Source organism: Sphingopyxis sp. HIX (assembly GCF_001468285.1).
In the GTDB taxonomy this organism is placed as follows: Bacteria; Pseudomonadota; Alphaproteobacteria; order Sphingomonadales; family Sphingomonadaceae; genus Sphingopyxis.
The window spans coordinates 43,176-61,144 of sequence record NZ_LNSB01000001.1; the positions used below are offsets into that span (position 1 = coordinate 43,176).

16 protein-coding genes and 1 tRNA gene are annotated in these 17,969 nt (G+C 63.9%); 10 read left to right on the forward strand and 7 right to left on the reverse strand.

Features of this window, described 5'->3' with window-relative positions:
- Positions 1 to 48: 48 nt before the first annotated feature.
- Entirely contained in the window at positions 49 to 624 is a 576-nt protein-coding gene (locus ATE62_RS00215; protein WP_058807312.1) for a superoxide dismutase family protein, read from the forward strand.
- A 37-nt stretch (positions 625 to 661) separates the two neighbouring features.
- On the opposite strand, the gene ATE62_RS00220 is transcribed toward ATE62_RS00215, so the two are convergent.
- Positions 662 to 2,251, reverse strand: coding sequence for a spinster family MFS transporter (locus ATE62_RS00220; protein ID WP_058807313.1), 1,590 nt, complete (start codon positions 2,249 to 2,251; stop codon positions 662 to 664).
- A gap of 107 nt (positions 2,252 to 2,358) precedes the next feature.
- On the opposite strand from ATE62_RS00220, the gene ATE62_RS00225 reads away from it, so the two are divergent.
- Positions 2,359 to 2,838, forward strand: coding sequence for a low molecular weight protein-tyrosine-phosphatase (locus tag ATE62_RS00225; RefSeq protein WP_058807314.1), 480 nt, complete (start codon positions 2,359 to 2,361; stop codon positions 2,836 to 2,838).
- Here ATE62_RS00225 and thpR read toward each other — a convergent pair.
- Entirely contained in the window at positions 2,757 to 3,362 is a 606-nt protein-coding gene (thpR, locus tag ATE62_RS00230; protein WP_058807315.1) for an RNA 2',3'-cyclic phosphodiesterase, read from the reverse strand. The two genes, ATE62_RS00225 and thpR, sit on opposite strands and share 82 nt — an antisense overlap.
- A gap of 140 nt (positions 3,363 to 3,502) precedes the next feature.
- Between thpR and ATE62_RS00235 the strand changes: the two genes are divergently transcribed.
- Positions 3,503 to 4,231: a Bax inhibitor-1/YccA family protein gene (locus ATE62_RS00235; RefSeq protein WP_058807316.1), complete on the forward strand. Its 729-nt coding sequence runs from the start codon at positions 3,503 to 3,505 to the stop codon at positions 4,229 to 4,231.
- Positions 4,232 to 4,507: 276 nt separating this feature from the next.
- Positions 4,508 to 5,206, forward strand: coding sequence for a DUF2785 domain-containing protein (locus tag ATE62_RS00240; RefSeq protein ID WP_058807317.1), 699 nt, complete (start codon positions 4,508 to 4,510; stop codon positions 5,204 to 5,206).
- A gap of 8 nt (positions 5,207 to 5,214) precedes the next feature.
- Here ATE62_RS00240 and ATE62_RS00245 read toward each other — a convergent pair whose 3' ends face one another.
- Positions 5,215 to 5,856, reverse strand: a complete 642-nt coding sequence (locus ATE62_RS00245) for a glutathione S-transferase family protein (protein WP_058807318.1) — start codon at positions 5,854 to 5,856, stop codon at positions 5,215 to 5,217.
- A gap of 103 nt (positions 5,857 to 5,959) precedes the next feature.
- On the opposite strand from ATE62_RS00245, the gene ATE62_RS00250 reads away from it, so the two are divergent.
- The gene (locus ATE62_RS00250) at positions 5,960 to 6,721 is read left to right on the forward strand and encodes a competence/damage-inducible protein A (protein WP_058807319.1); all 762 of its coding nucleotides are present in this window, start codon (positions 5,960 to 5,962) and stop codon (positions 6,719 to 6,721) included.
- On the opposite strand, the gene ATE62_RS00255 is transcribed toward ATE62_RS00250, so the two are convergent.
- Positions 6,694 to 7,932, reverse strand: a complete 1,239-nt coding sequence (locus tag ATE62_RS00255; protein WP_058807320.1) for an MFS transporter — start codon at positions 7,930 to 7,932, stop codon at positions 6,694 to 6,696. The genes ATE62_RS00250 and ATE62_RS00255 overlap by 28 nt on opposite strands.
- Before the next feature lie 96 nt (positions 7,933 to 8,028).
- On the opposite strand from ATE62_RS00255, the gene ATE62_RS00260 reads away from it, so the two are divergent.
- Entirely contained in the window at positions 8,029 to 8,805 is a 777-nt protein-coding gene (locus tag ATE62_RS00260) for a transglutaminase-like domain-containing protein (RefSeq protein WP_058807321.1), read from the forward strand.
- 98 nt (positions 8,806 to 8,903) lie between these two features.
- On the opposite strand, the gene ATE62_RS00265 is transcribed toward ATE62_RS00260, so the two are convergent.
- From ATE62_RS00265 to ATE62_RS23495, 3 genes are all read right to left on the reverse strand, one after another.
- Positions 8,904 to 8,977 (reverse strand) — tRNA-Gly (locus ATE62_RS00265).
- Between the two features lie 148 nt (positions 8,978 to 9,125).
- Positions 9,126 to 10,220, reverse strand: a complete 1,095-nt coding sequence (locus ATE62_RS00270; protein ID WP_156420464.1) for a tyrosine-type recombinase/integrase — start codon at positions 10,218 to 10,220, stop codon at positions 9,126 to 9,128.
- Positions 10,217 to 10,411: a hypothetical protein gene (locus ATE62_RS23495; RefSeq protein ID WP_156420465.1), complete on the reverse strand. Its 195-nt coding sequence runs from the start codon at positions 10,409 to 10,411 to the stop codon at positions 10,217 to 10,219. The genes ATE62_RS00270 and ATE62_RS23495 overlap by 4 nt, the downstream gene beginning before the upstream one ends.
- Before the next feature lie 41 nt (positions 10,412 to 10,452).
- On the opposite strand from ATE62_RS23495, the gene ATE62_RS00275 reads away from it, so the two are divergent.
- From ATE62_RS00275 to ATE62_RS00290, 4 genes are all read left to right on the forward strand, one after another.
- Positions 10,453 to 11,016 (forward strand): helix-turn-helix domain-containing protein, encoded by a 564-nt coding sequence (locus ATE62_RS00275; protein WP_058818400.1) that lies wholly within the window; start codon positions 10,453 to 10,455, stop codon positions 11,014 to 11,016.
- 40 nt (positions 11,017 to 11,056) lie between these two features.
- Entirely contained in the window at positions 11,057 to 11,524 is a 468-nt protein-coding gene (locus ATE62_RS00280; RefSeq protein ID WP_156420466.1) for a hypothetical protein, read from the forward strand.
- Positions 11,525 to 11,805: 281 nt separating this feature from the next.
- Positions 11,806 to 12,429 (forward strand): hypothetical protein, encoded by a 624-nt coding sequence (locus tag ATE62_RS00285; protein ID WP_058807325.1) that lies wholly within the window; start codon positions 11,806 to 11,808, stop codon positions 12,427 to 12,429.
- Between the two features lie 470 nt (positions 12,430 to 12,899).
- Positions 12,900 to 17,969 carry a DEAD/DEAH box helicase gene (locus ATE62_RS00290; RefSeq protein ID WP_058807326.1) on the forward strand — a complete coding sequence of 1,690 codons (5,070 nt, stop codon included), beginning with the start codon at positions 12,900 to 12,902 and terminating at the stop codon, positions 17,967 to 17,969.

Sequence of the window (17,969 nt, forward strand, 5' to 3'; positions counted from 1 at the left end):
CGCCGTCGCGGCATTGCGAGTCCGACGAACTTTCCGGGGAGCACAGGAATGACGATGCGTTCGACCATGGGCCGTAATCTCACCATCGGCGCGCTCGCGCTGTCGGCGCTCGCGCTCGGCGGCTGCGACACGCTCGGCAAGAAGAAGGACCCCGAGTCGAACCTGCCGCTCCCCGACGCCAGCGCGGCGCTGTTCGACGCGCGCGGAGCCGACCGCGGGCGCGTCGACATCTACCGCGACACCGACGGTCTCCGCCTCGAACTCGTCGCGCGCGGTTTCGCGGCAGGCACCTATGGCATGCACGTCCACGCCGTCGGCAAATGCGACGCCCCCAAATATACGACCGCCGGCCCGCACTGGAACCCGACCAACGTCCAGCACGGCCGCGACAATCCGATGGGCGCGCATCATGGCGACATGCCCAACCTCGTGATCGAACCCGACATGATCGGCCGCGCGACGTTGCGCCTCGTCGGCTCGCGGCTTTCGGGCGACGGTGCGCTGCTCGACGCCGACGGCGCCGCCTTCGTGATCCATGCCAAGCCCGACGATTACAAGACCGACCCCAGCGGCAACAGCGGCGACCGCATCGTCTGCGGCGTGATTACGCCGCGGGCGGGGTAGTATAACGTAGCCCTCGTGCAGGCGGGGCGGGTACGGCTCAAACCCGCGCGCGTTCCTCGATCGTCGCCTCGGCCTGCGGCACCGCGCGATAGGCGTAGATCAGCAGCGCCAGCGCGATCGGCGCGACGGCGATCAGCGACAATATGCCCGTGCGCAGGTCGCCCACCGGCTTGCCGTCGACGATCGTGCCCGCCAAGTCCGAAATCTGCCCGACCATATAGGGCCCGAACGACAGCCCAACGAGCGTCGTGCCGAGGAAGAAGGCCGCCGTCGCGGTGCCACGCATGCGCGGCAGCACCAAGTCCTGCGTCGTCGCCGCCGCGGCGCCCAGCGCCGCCGCACCAAACATGCCGGCGAGGAAGTTCATCGTGTAAAACAGCACCGGATCGGGGGTCGTATAGCCGATCCAGATCGGGACGATTGGCGCAACGACGCCGAAGATGATCATCAGGATACGCCCTGCCGGATTCTTCGCGCGCAGCGCGTCGGCGATTCGCCCGCCGATGATTACCCCGATAAAGCCGCTGATCGCGCCATTGGCGCCCAGCACGAAGGCCAGCTCCTGCTTGGGCAGCCCCAGCACGATCTCGGCATAGGGCGCCGACCAGAAGGCGAGCGCATAGGCGGCGAGGCTGACCATGCCATAGCCCAGCGTCGTGCAGATGAAGGCCGGGGTACCCCAGATCAGGCGGAAGGTCGCGGGATCGCGCGCGCGCAAGGTGCAGGCCCACGAAAAGACCGCATAATAGCCGAGCCCGACGGCCGACCATTGCGGCAGATTGCCCGTCAGCGCGATCATCCACCAGGCGAAGGCGGCGATCGCGGCGGCGAAACCGATGTTGATCGCGAGCGCGCTGATCCCGCGCTGCGCCGCGCCGATCAGCGTGAAGGGCGGCACGATGGTCGACAGGTCGCGCGCGAACTCGCGGAAGGGCGTCGGCGAACAGGGGCTGGCGACGCCGTCCATCGCGCCGCGCACAGGCTCCTTCAGCGTCGCGACCCACAGCGCGACTAGCAGTCCGGGGATGCCGACCGCGAGGAAGGCCGCCTGCCAGCCGACCAGCCCCATCGGCCCGCCGCCCGGATAGGCCTGGTTCCACGCCTGCACGATCGAGGCGCCGATGAACAGCGACACGCCGCCGCCGAGGTACAGCCCCGACGAATAGATGGCGAGCGCAGTCGCCTTCTGACGCTTCGGAAAATAGTCCGAAATCAGCGAATAAGCCGTGGGGCTCGCGGTCGCTTCGCCGATGCCGACCCCCATGCGCGCCGCGGTCAGCGTGAACTGGTTGCGCGCGAAACCCGACAGGGCGGTCATCGCCGACCAGAGCGCGAGCCCGATCGACAGCAATTTCACCCGGCTCCAATTGTCGGCGAGGCGGCCGAGCGGGATGCCGAACAGCGCATAGAAGACCGCAAAGGCCGCGCCGCCCAGAAACCCCATGTCGCTGTCGGTCAGCTGCAGATGCGCCTTGATGTCGACCGCCAGGATGCTGATCACCTGCCGGTCGATGAAGTTCAGGATATAGACGACGACCAGGACCGACAGCACGTACCAGCTATAGCCGGTGGCGCGGGGCTCGGACGCGCCCGCTGCCGACACGCTGTCCTTGTCGGTATCGACCATCTGGCAACCCTCTCCCTGACCCTCTATCGTTGGCCGCCATGGCTAGCAGAGCCGGAAAAAGGCGCAAGTTGAAAGTCGGTTCAACTTTGGGCGCGAGGAAGGACGATATGCGCAACGATAGCGATGTTCGGAAACCCGCGATCCTGTTCCTCTGCCTCGGCAATATCTGCCGTTCGCCGCTCGCGGAGGGCGCCGCGCGCGCGGCCTTCGCCGCCGCGGGGATCGAGGCGGCGCTCGATTCGGCGGGCACCGGCGACTGGCATGTCGGCCATCCACCCGACCGCCGCGCGGTGGCCGAGGCGCGCCGCCGCGGCGTCGACATTTCGGACCTCCGCGCGCGCCAGCTCCGCGCATCGGACTTCGCCGATTTCGACCTGATCCTCGCCGCCGACGACACCAACCTCCGCGACGCCCGCACGCTCCGCCCCGCGAATGCGAGGGCGGAACTCAAGCTGATGCTCGACCTCGTCCCCGGCCGCACCGGTCAGAGCGTCGCCGACCCCTATTATGGCGACGACGGCGGTTTTGCGGCAACGTGGGACGATGTCGCGGCGGTCGCCGCGGCACTCGTCGCGTCGAGGGGATAACGTGCGACGGGGTGATAGCGCGAGCCGCCGTGCCCCATCTCGCTCTCGTAGAGCGTGACATGGCCGAAGGCGAAGTCCGTGCTCGCAAGGTCGCTGTGCAGCGCCAGGAAGGGCGCGACAGGTCCCGAACCGCGATTGAGCCGCGCCAGCGTGATATGCGGGACGAAGGCGCGCGTTTCGGGCTCGACCCCGACGCGCGCGAGCAGTTGGTCGACCTTGCGGTACAGCGCGGCGAGCGGCGCCTGCGGCTCGACCCCCGCCCACACCATATGCGGGCGCCCCTGATGCTCGAACAGGCCGACCCCCGCGATGCGCGCGGTCACCGCCGCCGCGTGGAGTCCGCCGAGCGCCGCGGCGATATCCTCGGCGCGGTGGCGGTCGACCTCGCCGATGAAGCGCAAGGTGAGGTGGAGCTGGTCGTCGTCCTGCCAACGCGCGCCCGAAATGCCGTGCATCGCGGCGATCAGCGCGGCCCTTACGGAGTGCGGCGGGCGCAGCGCGACGAATAGGCGGTGGGTCGACATGGTGGCGCCAGCATAAGCCCTTCTGGCGGCGCCGAAACCGCAAAGAAGCCCCTTTTCCGGTTTCGCTTGAAAGCAAGGGGAAAAATGCCGATATTGCGGGCTACGGCCGGTATGGGCTGGCCGGTTATGGAGTGAAAACAATGGCTAATTGGAACGACCCCAATATGGCGGCTTCCGGTTTTGGCGCCGGCGCGGACGCGAGGGACCAGGCCGTCGATGCCGGCCTGCGGTCGTACATGCTGTCGGTTTACAACTATATGGCGTCGGGCGTGCTGCTCACCGGCATCGTCGCGCTGCTCGCCTTCAACACGGGCGTGACGCTCTCGCTGGTGCAAAGCCCGCTGTGGTTCGTCGTCGCGCTGTCGCCGCTGGCTTTCGTGCTGGTACTCAGCTTCGGCATCAACAAGCTGTCGACCACCGCGATGCAGGCGATCTTCTGGACCTTCGCCGTGGTGATGGGCCTGTCGATGTCGACGATCTTCCTGCGCTTCGGCATGGGCTCGATCGCGCAGACCTTCTTCGCGACCGCGGCGGCCTTCATCGGGCTCAGCCTCTACGGCTATACGACCAAGAAGGATCTATCGGGTTTCGGCACCTTCCTGATCATGGGCGTCGTCGGCATCATCGTTGCAAGCGTGATCAACCTGTTCGTCCAGTCGAGCGCGCTGATGCTGGGCATCAGCATCATCGGCGTGCTCATCTTCGCGGGCCTCACCGCCTATGACACGCAGAAGATCAAGAGCATGTATTTCTATGTCCGCGGGTCGGACATGATGGGCAAGTCGGTGATCATGGGGGCGCTGAACCTCTATCTCGACTTCGTCAACATGTTCACCTTCCTGCTCAACCTCTTGGGCAGCCGCGACTGAGCGGACGGATGAACGACTGAACAAGGGAGCCCGGTGGAGCGATTCGCCGGGCTCTTTCTTTGCGCGGAAGGGGGCGGGGATGAAAGCGATCTGGGGCGCATATGCCGCCGCGGCGATGGGGCTGGCCACTCCGGCGATGGCCGCCGAAACCGCGCCCTGCAAGGTCGAACGTCCCGCCGAGGGCGACTGAAGGCGCACGCCGCGCGCCTCTTCCCTGCTGCCGACAGCGCCGCGATCGACGCGCTGCTCGCCTGCCTCGGCAATCCCGACCCGGCGGTGCGCGACGGCTTCGCTTTCACTCTGTGGAGCGAAGGCCTGCGCGGCGGGCACCTCTCGCCCGCGCTGCTGCGCCACGCCAACGCACGGCTACAGGCGGCACTCGCCGAGCCTGACGACGCGGCCGGTTTCCGAAAGCCCTTCGCTGCGCTCGCACTGTCCGAAGTCGCGCGCGCCGACCGCATCGCGCCTTTCCTGACCGAGGCCGAGCTGCACGCACTCGCCGCCTCGGCCGCCGCTTATCTCCGCGGCGTCACCGACTATCGCGGTTTCGTCGCGAGCGAAGGCTGGCGCCACGGCGTCGCGCATGGCGCCGACCTGATGCTCCAGCTCGCGCTCAACCCGCGCCTGGGGCGCGCCGACGCCGAACTGCTGCTCGGCGCGGTTGCGGCGCAGGTCGCGCCGGCGGGGCCGGTCTATTATGTGCATGGCGAGCCGGGTCGGCTGGCGCGGCCGATCCTCTATCTCGCGAAACGGCCCGACATCGACGACGACGCCTGGGCGGCGTGGTTCAAGACGCTCCACCCCGATACATCGGTCCGCTGGCAGGACGCCCATGCCGGCGAGCCGGGCTTGGCGGCGGTGCACAACAGCAGCGCCTTCGCGCAGGCGGTCTACGTCAGTGCATCGGAAACCGCGGACCCGCAGATCAAGCGCCTCGCCCCGCTCGCGGTCGAGCTGATCAAGACGCTGCCTTAGGGCTCGTCCTAGGCGGGCGCGGTCCCCGCCGCCTGCATCTCGGCGATCAGGCCGTTGTCGATTTCCTTCGCGCGCTTGTAGCCCGCGCGTTCGCGCAAGCCAGCGGCATAGGCTTCAAACGCCGGGCGGCTCGGGATCGTCCCGAACTGCAGCCCCCAGTCGATCTGGCTGCCGACATAGACGTCCGCGGCGGTGAATTTGTCGCCCGCGACGAAGCTCTTGCCCGCGACCGCGGTCTCAAGCGCGTCGAGCGCCATCTCGAGCGAGCCGAAGCCGGCCATCCGCTGCTGGTCGGCGTCGGGGTCGATCCCGAAATGCTTGGCGGTGATCGCCTGCTCGACCGGCCCAGCGGCGAAGAACATCCAGCGATAATAATCGGCGCGCGCATCGGCATCGGGTGCGAGACCCGCATCGGGAAAGGCTTCGGCCAGATAGGCGCAGATCGCGGCGCATTCGGTGACGGTCTTGCCGTCGTGGACCACCGCGGGAACCTTGCCCATCGGGTTGATCGCCAGATAGGCCGCGTCCTTCATCGTCGTGCCATAGTCCATGATGTGCGTCTCATAGGGGGCGCCGACCTCTTCGAGCATCCAGCGGACGATCTGCCCGCGCGACATCGGGTTGGTGTAGAAAATCAGCTCGTCGGCCATCGTGCGTCTCCCATGATTGCGAATCGATGGATCGAACATAAGGGGAACATCAGGATCGGTCCAGCGGGCTTGTTTTGTCATACGGTCCGGCTAAGGCAAAGCGATGAGCGACGAACGCATCTGGACCGCCGCCGTGCTGGTGATCGGCGACGAAATCCTCTCGGGCCGCACGCAGGACAAGAATGTCACGCAGATCGCGACCTGGCTCGACGTGCAGGGGATCCGCCTGCGCGAGGTGCGCATCGTCCCCGATGTCGAGGAGGAGATCGTCGAGGCGCTCAACGCGATCCGCGCACGCTATGACTATGTCTTCACCACCGGCGGCATCGGCCCGACGCACGACGACATCACCGTCGACGCGGTGGCCAAGGCGCTCGGCGTCGGGGTGATCATCCATCCCGATGCGCGCGCGATCCTCGAGCGCTATTACACCGGGCGCGGGATCGAACGCACCGAGGCGCGGCTGCGCATGGCGCGCACTCCCGACGGCGCCGAGCTGATTCCCAACCGCATGTCGGGCGCGCCGGGCATCCGCATCGGCAATCTCTTCGTCATGGCCGGGGTGCCGCATATCACCGCGGGCATGCTCGACGCGCTGACCGGCGCGCTCGAGGGCGGTGCGCCGCTCGTCGCGCATACGATCGGCGCCTGGTCGCCCGAGAGCGAGGTCGCCGACCTTCTGCGCCAGGGCGAAAAGGATCACCCCGGCGTCGCGATCGGCAGCTATCCCTTTTTCCGCGACGGCAAGGTCGGCGCCAATTTCGTGATTCGCTCGACCGATGCGGCGCGCGTCGCGGCATGCGTCGCACAGGTGACCGCGGGGATCGAGGCCGCGGGCTATACGGTGACTGACGGCGGTATCTGATCGGCGTCGCGCGTCGCGCGCGGCAGCCGGCGCAGCATCGCGATCGCCAGCAGGCCGAAGATCGCCGCGACGATGAAGGCGGCGCCGGGGAAATGCACCGGCGCGCCGTCGGCGGTGAACCAGGCCATCGTCCCGGTCAGCAGGATCGGCGCGGCGAGCTGGCCCAGCCCCATCGCCATCGCCGAAATCCCCTGCACCTCGCCCTGCGTCTCGGCCGTGGCGCGGCGCGACATCATCGCCATCAGCGAGGGCTGGACCGGCGCCTGCAAGGCAACCGGGATCAGCAGCAGGAAGGCGCCCAGCGTCGAGGTGGTGAAGGCATAGCCGACATAGACCGCGACCGCGATCAGGATGCCCAAAGTCGCGGCGTCGCGCTCGCCGAAGCGCGCGACCGCCGGGCCGACGACGAAGACCTGCCCCAGCGCGATCGCCACGCCGACCGCGGCTAGGCTGGCGCCGATCATCCCCGGCGACCATCCGAGCTGCGCGATGCAATAGAAGCTCCACGTCATCGGATAGACGAGGCTCGCGATCTGCCACAGCACCAGCACGCTCGCGACCCCGCCCATGCCGGGCAGGCCGCGCATCGTTTGCCACGCGCCCAGCGGATTGGCGCGCCGCCAGTCGAAGGCGCGCGTCCGGTCGGGGCGCAAAGTCTCGGGAAAGACGAAAATCCCGTAGAGCATGTTCGCCGCCGCGAGCAGCGCCGCGGCGACGAAGGGCGCACGCGGCCCGATCTCGCCCAGGAAGCCGCCGATCGCGGGTCCCGCGACGAAACCGACCCCGAAGGCGGCGCCGACGAAGCCGAAATTGCGCGCGCGCTGCTCGGGCTCGGTGATGTCGGCGATCGCCGCCTGCGCCGCGGCATAGCTGCCGCCGAAAATCCCCGACAGCGCTCGCGCGACGAACAGCCATGGCAAGGTATCAACGATCGTCAGCAGCGCATAATCGACCGTCAGGCCGCCGAGCGACAAGAGCAGCACGCGCCGCCGCCCATAATGATCGGACAGATTGCCGAGCACTGGCGAGGCGAGGAAGGTCGCCACCGCCATCACCAGCCCGATCCACGCCCCGACCTCGATCGCGTGCGGCAGGTCGATGCGCCCGACCTCCATCACCAGCTGCGGCAGCACCGGCATGATGATGCCGAAACCGACCGCATCGACGAAGATGGTGGCGACGATGAAGGGAATGGTACGCGAAGCGGTCACGAAATCGTCCTGTTCCGGCGGGACAGCGGATGCGGCTTGCGCTGGCGCGTCGCCGCGACTAGCGGCACCGATCCCTCCCCCATGCGTTGTCGATAGATGAAACTCGAAATCTCCGCCTCCCTAAATTACCGGCTACCCGAACCGGTCGACCTGATGCTGCAGATCGAGGCCGCCGACGGCCATGGCCAACGCGTGCTCGACGCCTCGCTAGATCTCGGCCGGCCCGACCTGCTGGCGCGCGTGCCGACCGCGAACGGCATCTGCGATCCGATTTGGCTGCGCGAGGAAGGGCATCTGCGCGTCGCCTATCGCGCGCTCGTCGCGATCGACCGCCCCGCCGCCGATCTGGCGGGCCTCGCCGCGGTGCCGCTGCACCGGCTGCCGGCCGAGGCGGTCCCCTATCTCAACGAATCGCGCTACTGTCCCTCGAACAAGTTCCACGCCTTCGTCGAGCGACGCTTCGGCGAGCTTGAAGGCGGCGCGAAGATCGCGCGGATGCGCGACTGGATCGAAAGCCGCTTCACCTATGTCGCGGGGACGAGCGATGCCGAGACCGGCGCGCTCGACAGCTTCGTCGAGCGGCGTGGCGTGTGCCGCGACTATGCGCATGTGATGATCGCGCTCGCGCGCGCCGCGCATATCCCCGCGCGCATGGCCAGCGCCTATGCGCTCGGCGTCGAGCCGCAGGATTTCCACGCCGTCGCCGAAGTCTATCTGGCGGGCGACTGGCACCCGGTCGACGCCACCGGTATGGCGACCGCCGACGCGATGGCGCGCATCTGCGTCGGCCGCGACGCCGCCGACATCGCCTTCCTCACCGCCTATCGCGAGATTGAACTCGTCGGCCAGTCGGTTTCGGTGAAGGCGGGGTAGGTTCCGGCGTGGCAAAGCCACGCCGTCAGTCCCTGCTGCGCAGGGCTGGCCGAACTTTCGCTGATCGAGATTTGGCGTGGCTAAATCGCCGCGAAAGTTGGAGCGGGTGAAGGGAATCGAACCCTCGTCGTAAGCTTGGGAAGCTTCTGCTCTACCATTGAGCTACACCCGCATTTCAAGGGTTTAGCTGCATGTTGACCCAAAAGTTTACAGGGCGGTTTACAGCGGTGGCCTCGAAGAGCGCCCGGCGAGTGCCACGTCGATGGTGCCGGCGTCAATATCCCAATTGCATTGGCGTGCGCTCCCAAGTGCAGAAAACATCACACGGCTCCTCTGATACGCTCGCCAATCGCGCGCACGATCGCGCTCTGGTCGACATAGCTACGCCGAATGCCCGCGACTTGATCCGGTGCCCAGCCCATGATCTCGGCCACCTCCTCGTTGGTCAGTCCAGCACGGAGCAGCTTCGTGCAGAATGTTCCACGCAGATCGTGTATGTGCATCGCTGCGGTCTTGCCGGTTTCCTGGTCGACGTGGACGATGCCGGCGTGGTCACGCACGCGATTGAAGCTCGTTCCAAATCCGTCGCCGCTCCAAGGCATGCCGCGGCTGTTCACCAAGACATTGTTCACGCCGGGCTTTCGCATCCGACGGCTGAGGTGTTCTAGGTGTGTGTCGAGCTCGGGAATGCGAGGGATCACCGCGAAGCGACGCTTACCCTTGCTGATTTTCGCGGCCTTCTTCTTGATCGCGTGAGTGAGTATTTCGTCCCAAGTCAGCGAGACAAGGTCTGCGCGACGAAGTCCGGTGAGGGCCGCCAATTTCACTCCATCGGCAATGTGGGGCAGGCCGAGTTCGTCAGCGGCCTGAACAAACCGATCTATGTCATGATCGGACCAAATGATTTCCGCCCTGGCGCCGAGTTTGTAGAGCTTGGGGATGCGGGCGGCGACATTGATCGGGACTTGTCCTCGCAGCCGACCAAACTCCAGGAGGGCTCGTAGAACGGTCACGCCGATGTCGGCGCCGCGCGGCGTGTCGGCACGAGAATCTCTCCATGCGACGACCTTTGCCGTCATTCTCGGGTCGGCCCAGACGGTGAGCGGGGTATTGCCCCATTTTTCTTCGATGCGATCGAGTGCCGAGCCCCACGTTTTCTGGGTCGTTGTGGCCAATGAGGCCCAGTCGGGACTAGCGGGTCTCCAAGCTCGAATGAGTAGTCGAAGATTGGGTTCGGGTTCGATCGTGACCGGCTTGGAGGCAGCGATTAGTTCGCGGAGCTCGGCAACCGACAACGTCGGACGGTGCCAGCCGATCCGCCGTGCGATCTGCGGCCCACCGCGGTAAGCATAGACATACCAACAGGGTGGGCCGTCTTTGCGCGGCTTCTTGATGTAATGGACACCGGCGATCACAGCTGGCCTGCGGCATCCCACTTGTCGAACTCGTTCGCCGGTTCGCTGCGAGGTGTGTCGGCCGGCACGAGGCGAACTGTCCCATCAGGCAGGAGCTCGACGCCGCCTATGATCATGCCGGTCGACTTAACGGCGGAAATCGCTCGACGGACCACGGCACTACTGGCATACGCATTTTTAGTCGCACTCATGTGTGCGTATATACACACAACGTTGTCGATTGCAAGAGGGCATGATGCGCGAACGAGTATTGCCAGAGAATCCATATCCATATGCCGACACCATCGCCGCCGACATGCTTAGAGCGGCGGTGCAGCGGGCAGGTGAGCAGCGCGGCTTATCGCTGCGACGTTTGGCCAAGGTGCTGGGCTACAAGCAAGCCACAGTCCTGAGCCACATGGCCAATGGCCGCATACCGATCCCCTTGGAGCGCGCGACGGAAATCGCCGAGGCCGTTGACATGCCGGCAGCGGATTTCTTTCGCGCTGCGGTGGCTCAAAGAAATCCGGCAGCAATGCGCCTCCTGGAGCCGCATGGGTCCGCGAGCCAGGAAGCAGGTGGGCACATGAATATGGCGACGCAGCTCGTCGAACTCGCCGGTAGCTCGCTTGACGACCTGAGTGAGGAGCAAAAGCAGGTGCTCCGAGAGGTGGCACTGGACAGAAATGCCGCCAGGAGATGGCTGTCGCCCGCCGAGATCCCGCTCATGCTGATGCTGCGACGGCTGCGACCGAGTCTCGGCCGCAACGGGCTGCAGCGCCACGAACTGTCGGCGATCGAGCGGGCCCTCTCGTAACCCACTTGCATGCGTGCTGATAAGCACGTATTATGTCCGTATGAACGCACGCATCATCACGCCTGCGTCGCTACGAGGCGCCCATATCGATTTCCTGTCATCTGGCCGATTTCCTCATGCTGTCACGCTGAACACCGACAGGGAGCTTACCGCGGCCAGACTTCGGTCGATTTTCGGCACCTTCTGTATGAATGTCGACCGCGTCACTCACTCCAAGCAACGGGTCGATAAGATCCCCAGCCACCAGCGCTTTCTCGCGATCGCCTGGCCCGAGAACCTGACTACCAATGCCCATCTCCATGTGGCGGCAGATCTCAGAGCGTTCGAGGCGCGGGTCAGACGGGCCGATGCACCCACCCTCGAGCAGATATGGCATAAGGCCAGCCGCAGGGCAGGTAGCGTTTATGTAACGCAAATGACCACGCAGGGATGGGCCGCATACATGACCAAGAAGGCTGAGCGGAGCGATCCGCTCTACTTCATCTCGACCGACTTCCACCCGAACTAGATCTTCATCTTCCATAGCCGCGGTGCCCCCTCTGGCAGCGGACCAAGGATGCGACCGCCGGTCGTCCCCTCCTTACGCAGTTCCGTCTATATCGACTGCCACCTCGCCCGCTCAGCAGGGCGGGCATTAGAAGAGATGTATCCAAGGGACACCGAGAAACCGCGGCAGTGGGAACAACGGGACCACCCACCATGGGAATATGATCCCAATAGATTACCCACCCGCATCCATCAGCATGCTGGTTCAAAAGGTCTCTACACGATCAACAAGAGAGACCATGGATGAATATATATACCGCTCGCTTCCCCGAGATATCGGGTTACCTGACCATCATCGCTGATGCCGATATCAGGGCACGCCGTCTCGCCCTCGTCTGGTTCAGGCATCGCTTTCATCGCGAACCCAGTGACATCGCGATCGATGCCAACAATACCGACTGGGAGCTCGGGGCACATACCCTCTCTCCTCGCGCCCGGCACGAAGGCATCGCTTATTGGCAGCGCGAACAAGGCTGGATTGTCGTCCCCCCGGATTTCGATGATCCTGGTGCCTACTATCGATCGCTACCGCGAGTCCTCTGCTACGAGTTCGTCACCAGTCGGGAAGACGCTCGGACGCTCATCTTTGCCCCGTCGAGGGCTAATGCAAATCTCGTCTTCGATACATGGAAGGAGCTTCACGGCCGGACGGAGGATCGTCTGTGGCGGGCAGAAGCAGGCATTATGCCGCCAACCACGCGCGATCGCCGAATGCGGCTGCGCACTGACCAGGCGCTCGGGTTCGTCGGCCTCGCTCGGTCTGGTATCGCGGGGTGGGAGGTCGTTCCGCCCTGGCACCCCTATGCCGGCGATTTCACGCAAGGCTCGTGGCAAGATTCCACTCGGTTTCCCGGCGACCTCATCTGAAAAGTGGTCACGTTGTTTCCACCTTGTTTCCAGCTTTTCGATGAAAATGATCGTTCCATTCGTTCGAGACTAACACCTGTCCCTTCATAACAGGGGGATTTCTGCAACTGCTGGGGAAAGGACGATTCCGAGGCAAGGTTCCTTTGGAACCTTCGACGGCGCAAAGGGGTCTACATCCTTCCCGAGGCACAGCTGTTCGGCGGCACAAATTATCGAATGCCCGATGAGCATCGCCATGGCCCTGTTGGTAATCGGGGCACGATGCTGGTAGCACGCGATAGGACAGACTTGATATCACACCAAGGGTCAAGTCTTGGCGGGGAGAGCTGAAGTCATGGATATTATAAGTTCGAATACCTCGACAGCGACGCCTCTCGCTGCCAAGCCAATCACAATGACGACCTTCGGAGCGCGTCTAAAATGAACTAGAATGTGCGCAGAAATTCGCCAGAAGGGGCAGCATTGAATTCATGAATGTCTTTGATCTCGATAATGACCTTATCACACGCTACGAACAGTTTGCACGTTCGTTCACCGACATCCGCAGCCCCGATCTCAAGCAGCAGATCGACTCGATATATGACAGCAAGATATTTTGGCCCGAACCGCTAATCGGGCTCAATCCGCGCTATCGCGTGGGCGGGTCGGTAGCCACGATTGGCGGCGATCCAGAGCTAGCGAATGTATTCTCGCTCGGGTGGCCGCGCACGCCCATCACTCTGCATCGTCACCAGGAGCAGGCATTTCATAAGGCAAAGCTATCAAAGAACTATATAGTTACCACCGGCACTGGCTCGGGCAAGTCGCTGTGTTTCTTCGTGCCAATCATCGATCGGATCTTGCAAGCGCGCCGCGCAAGAGAAACGCGGCGGACACGAGCGATCATCATATACCCAATGAATGCTCTTGCGAATTCGCAGCTCGAAGAACTCGACAAGTTCATCGGCGGAAGCGATCTGGCTGACAACCTCAAACCGACATTCAAACGCTACACCGGGCAGGAGAATGAATCAGAGCGCCGCGAGGTGGCTGCCAATCCACCAGATATCATTCTGACCAATTTTATGATGCTCGAGTTGCTCATGACGCGCCAGGACGATCTCGATCGACAGGTCATCGACCACATGCGAGGGCTAGAATTTCTTGTCCTGGACGAGCTTCATACCTACCGCGGGCGGCAAGGCGCGGACGTCGCGATGCTGGTGCGCCGCGTGCGCGAACGAATGGGCTCGTCCGACATGCTGTGCATCGGCACCTCGGCGACAATGTCGTCGGGTGAAGCGGATGGCGGTCGTGAGACTGTGGCCCGCGTTGGCACGATGTTGTTCGGCAGCTCGGTGTTGCCCGACGACGTAATTACCGAAACGCTTGACCGCGCGACCGAGTGGAGCGGCAGCGAATCGTCGTTTATTGCTGCGTTGGCCCAAGCGGTGACAAACCCAACCGCCGAGAGCGAGTGGCGCACCGATGCGCTAGCGGTATGGATCGAACTCAACATTGGGTTGGATGCCGATGAGACGTTGAAACGCCGCACGCCGCGAACGCTGACCGACGCGGCTGCGGATCTCGCAGAATTGACCGGACTTAAAGTCGCACTCTGCGCTGAGGCGCTCCGTCGCCGGCTGGTCGCAATGAGCACCCCGGGGCCTGGCAGCGACAGCGCCTTCATGGCGTTCAAGCTGCACCGCTTCCTTGCGGGCGCCGGGCATGCACATGCGACCCTGGAGCCCGCGGGAGTGCGCCGCGTTCAACTCGCCGCCGAACAGTTCGATCGCGAGACGCCGCAAGCACGCCTCTATCCGCTCTTCTTCTGCCGCCAGTGCGGACAGGAAGTCCATAGCGTCTCGGTGACACGCTCGGGGCAAGTGCTCCCCCGTTCGATCGACCAGACCGCGAAGGATGAGGCCGATCATGACGGCAGTCGTCACGGCTTTATGGTCCCCGATGCCAGCGGCGATCTGAATTTCGACGGAGGCATCGAGGGCTATCCCGACGATTGGATAGAGGAGAGCAAAAATGGCCGACGCCTGAAGTCGAGCCACCGGGACAAACACGAAGCAGATCGGCTCACGCTCGGCTCCGATGGCCAAGCTTCGACCGAGGGTGTCACGGTGTGGTTCTTTCCAGGCCGCTTCCGCTTCTGTCCACATTGCGGTTATCAGCCGGCTGCGCAGGCGCGCGATATCAACAAACTTGCCAGCTTGTCGGCAGAGGGGCGCAGTTCGGCGACGACACTGATAACGGCAGCGGCGCTTGACTGGATGGAACAGCAGAATAGCCCAAGTGACCGGTATCGGCGCAAGCTGCTCGGTTTCACCGACAATCGCCAAGACGCGGCGCTTCAGTCTGGCCATTTCAATGACTTCGTTTTCGTAACGTTGCTGCGCTCAGCAATGCTGAAGGCGGTCCGACAAGCAGGCGTAGAAGGACTGGCCCACGAGCAGTTCGGGGACGCACTGCGCCAGGCACTCGGCTTCGATCCTGCGTTTGTCACGCGGAGAGAAGAATGGATGGCGAACCCGGAACCGAAAGGGTTCGCGGCGCTCGACGAGGCGAAGCGCGCCATTAATCAGGTGCTGGCCCACCGGCTGTGGAATGATCTAAGGCGTGGCTGGCGCTACACTAATCCCAACCTCAACCAACTCGCTCTGATCGAGGTGCATTATCCTGGGGTTCCGATGCTTTCTTCCGATGAGGAGGAGTGTGGACGCCACCCGCATCTCGCTGCCGCGTCACCGGAGAAGCGAGCTGAATTATTTCGCGGCTTATTCGATACGATGCGGCAAGGATTGGCAATTCAAGTTGATGCGCTGGACCGCACCGCATTGGAGCAAGTCGCGCAGCGGTCTCGCGAGCACGTGAAGGCGCCCTGGTCTATCTCCCGCGAGGAAGAGGAGCGCGATCTCGCAAGGCAGGGCACGCTTGTCGTTGGCAAACCCGACGGCCGGATAGATCCTGGCACGATCAAGGCTTCGGCGCAGAGTGCACTCGGTCGCGCGCTGGATAGGACCTTGAAACAAGGCGGACTCGGCGGCGTGCCGGCGAAAGAGCGCGAACCGTTGATCCAAGCGATGCTCGAGGCAGCCGAGGCGCACCAAATCGTGCGCCGTGTGGGCCAAGGCGGCTGGCGCCTCGCCCCCGGAGCAGTTCGGCTGCATCCGGGCGACGGCAATGCCGAAGCCGGTCAAGACAATCGTTTCTTCTCCGGTCTTTACGCCGACGTCGCGGAACGGCTGGCGGAGAGCGGAAGACTACCCTTCGCTTTCGAAGGGCGTGAGCATACTGCGCAGGTGGACATCAAAACGCGCCAATGGCGGGAAGATCGTTTCCGCTATGGCGAGCCTGACAAGAAACGTATCAACGAGCAGCGTCATGAGATGATCGAGGGGGGCGAGCGCACCGATTTCTTGCCGCTCATGTTCTGTTCTCCAACGATGGAGCTGGGTGTCGATATCTCGCAGCTCAACCTCGTGTTCTTGCGCAACGCACCTCCCACCCCTGCCAATTACGCTCAGCGAGCGGGGCGCGCCGGCCGGAGTGGACAGGCGGCGCTGGTTGTGACCTATTGTGCTGCACAGAGCCCGCACGACCAATATTATTTCCAACGGCGTGAGGCGCTGGTGGCGGGTGTCGTAAAGGCGCCCGCAATCGATCTGGTCAATCCTGACCTGCTGGCAAGTCATGTCCAGGCGGAGTGGCTGGCGAGCGTCACCGAGCCGATCGGCACCGCCATTCCAGATAATTTGCAGATGGACGAGGAGGGGCATCCGATCGCGGGCTGTCTGCAGCCGGCGCTCGCCGCAGCTACCGGCAACGATACTGCGCGGGCACGAGCGATTGCAGTAGTGCGGTCTGCGCTGCCCAAAGAACCGCCGGAGGAGCTTGCAGATGCCGCGGGTTTCGTAAATGCGCTCTGGGCCGGTGCCCACACCGCCTTTGATACGGCATTCGAACGCTGGCGCACACTCTACCGCTCCGCAGTTGCTGAACGCCAGGCAGCCAATGCGATCGCCGAACGCACCGGCCTTTCTGCAAAGGATCGTGCTGAAGCCCGCAGTCGCTATCTCGCGGCCGATCGCCAAGTGCAGCTGCTCGAGACCGGCACCAGTTCGTCGGGCTCTGACTTCTACACCTATCGCTATCTCGCGACCGAAGGCTTCCTGCCTGGCTACAATTTCCCACGACTACCGCTCTATGCCTTTATCGATCAACAGAAAGCGTCGGCGGTTCTGCAGCGGCCGCGCTTCCTTGCGATAGCGGAGTTCGGACCCAATGCGCTCGTCTACCACGAGGGCAAGGCCTATCGCTGCCACCGTGCCAAGTTGCCGGCAGGATCGCTCGACGATCAACAACGGCTCGCGACCCAAACCTTCACTTGCTGTCAGAAATGCGGCGCAGCGCACGAAGAGGTGACGCAGGAGCGTTGCGCGGTGTGCGGCGATCCGCTGAGTAGCGAGGGGCGGATCGCCGAACTCTTTCGGGTGGAGAACGTCGATGCACAACCTGGCGCACGGATCACCGCCAATGACGAGGATCGTCAACGCCGCGGGTTTGAAATACGAACAGTATTTCGCTGGCGCAAAACGGGTTCTGGCGATCAACAGCTATCGCTGATCGGTGATGGCGCCCCCCTTTTGGAAGCGCGCTACGGTCCGCAGACGCGCCTGTCACGGGTAAACCTCGGCCTGCGCCGGCGGGCAGAACCCAATCATTTCGGCTTCGACATCGACACCGTGACGGGACGCTGGCTAAAAAATGAAGCCAAGGGTGAGGAAGAAGGGGCGGATCCGGTCAAGGGCACGCGCCGCCAGACCATCGTCCCGATGGTTGAAGATACCAAAAATGCCCTTCTCGTTCGCTTCGACGACGGCCTCGCCCTCTCCGCGGCGCAAATGGCTACCCTCCAGCATGTATTGGTCCGAGCCATCGAGGCCGAGCATGTCTTGGAAGCAGGCGAGCTGCTCGGCGAACCGCTACCCACTCGTGATGAACGCAACGCACTTCTTCTCTACGAAGCATCCGAAGGAGGTGCCGGGGTGCTAAAGCGGCTCGTGGAAGACGCCGGGTGCTGGCAGCGGCTTGCCGAAGTAGCGTTGGAATTGATGCATCTGCATCGCGAGGACGGCGTATTGGTCGATGACCCGACGGCCGAACCCTGTGTAGCCGGCTGCTATCGCTGCATCCTCTCCTATTACAACCAACCCGACCACCTGCTGATCGACCGTCGCGACACGGATGTGCATGCCGTTCTGGATCGCATGACGCGAAGCGAGATCGGCGCTACAACGCACAGCGATGCGGGATCGTGGCCGAAAGCGCTGGCAGCGTGGAACGTCCCCGTCCCGTCCGTCGAAACGATCGACGGCACCCCTTATCCTTTGTGTTGGCCGGACATGATGGTGATGGCAGTGACCGGCGCGCCGCCATCTTCTTTGATCGCGCGGTGCCTTGACTGGGGGCGTGACCTGATCGAATTGCCAGCCGTGCCGCCTCCGGCCATCCCGCCGGCGCTCGCCAAAGCACTCGGAATTTTCGTATGA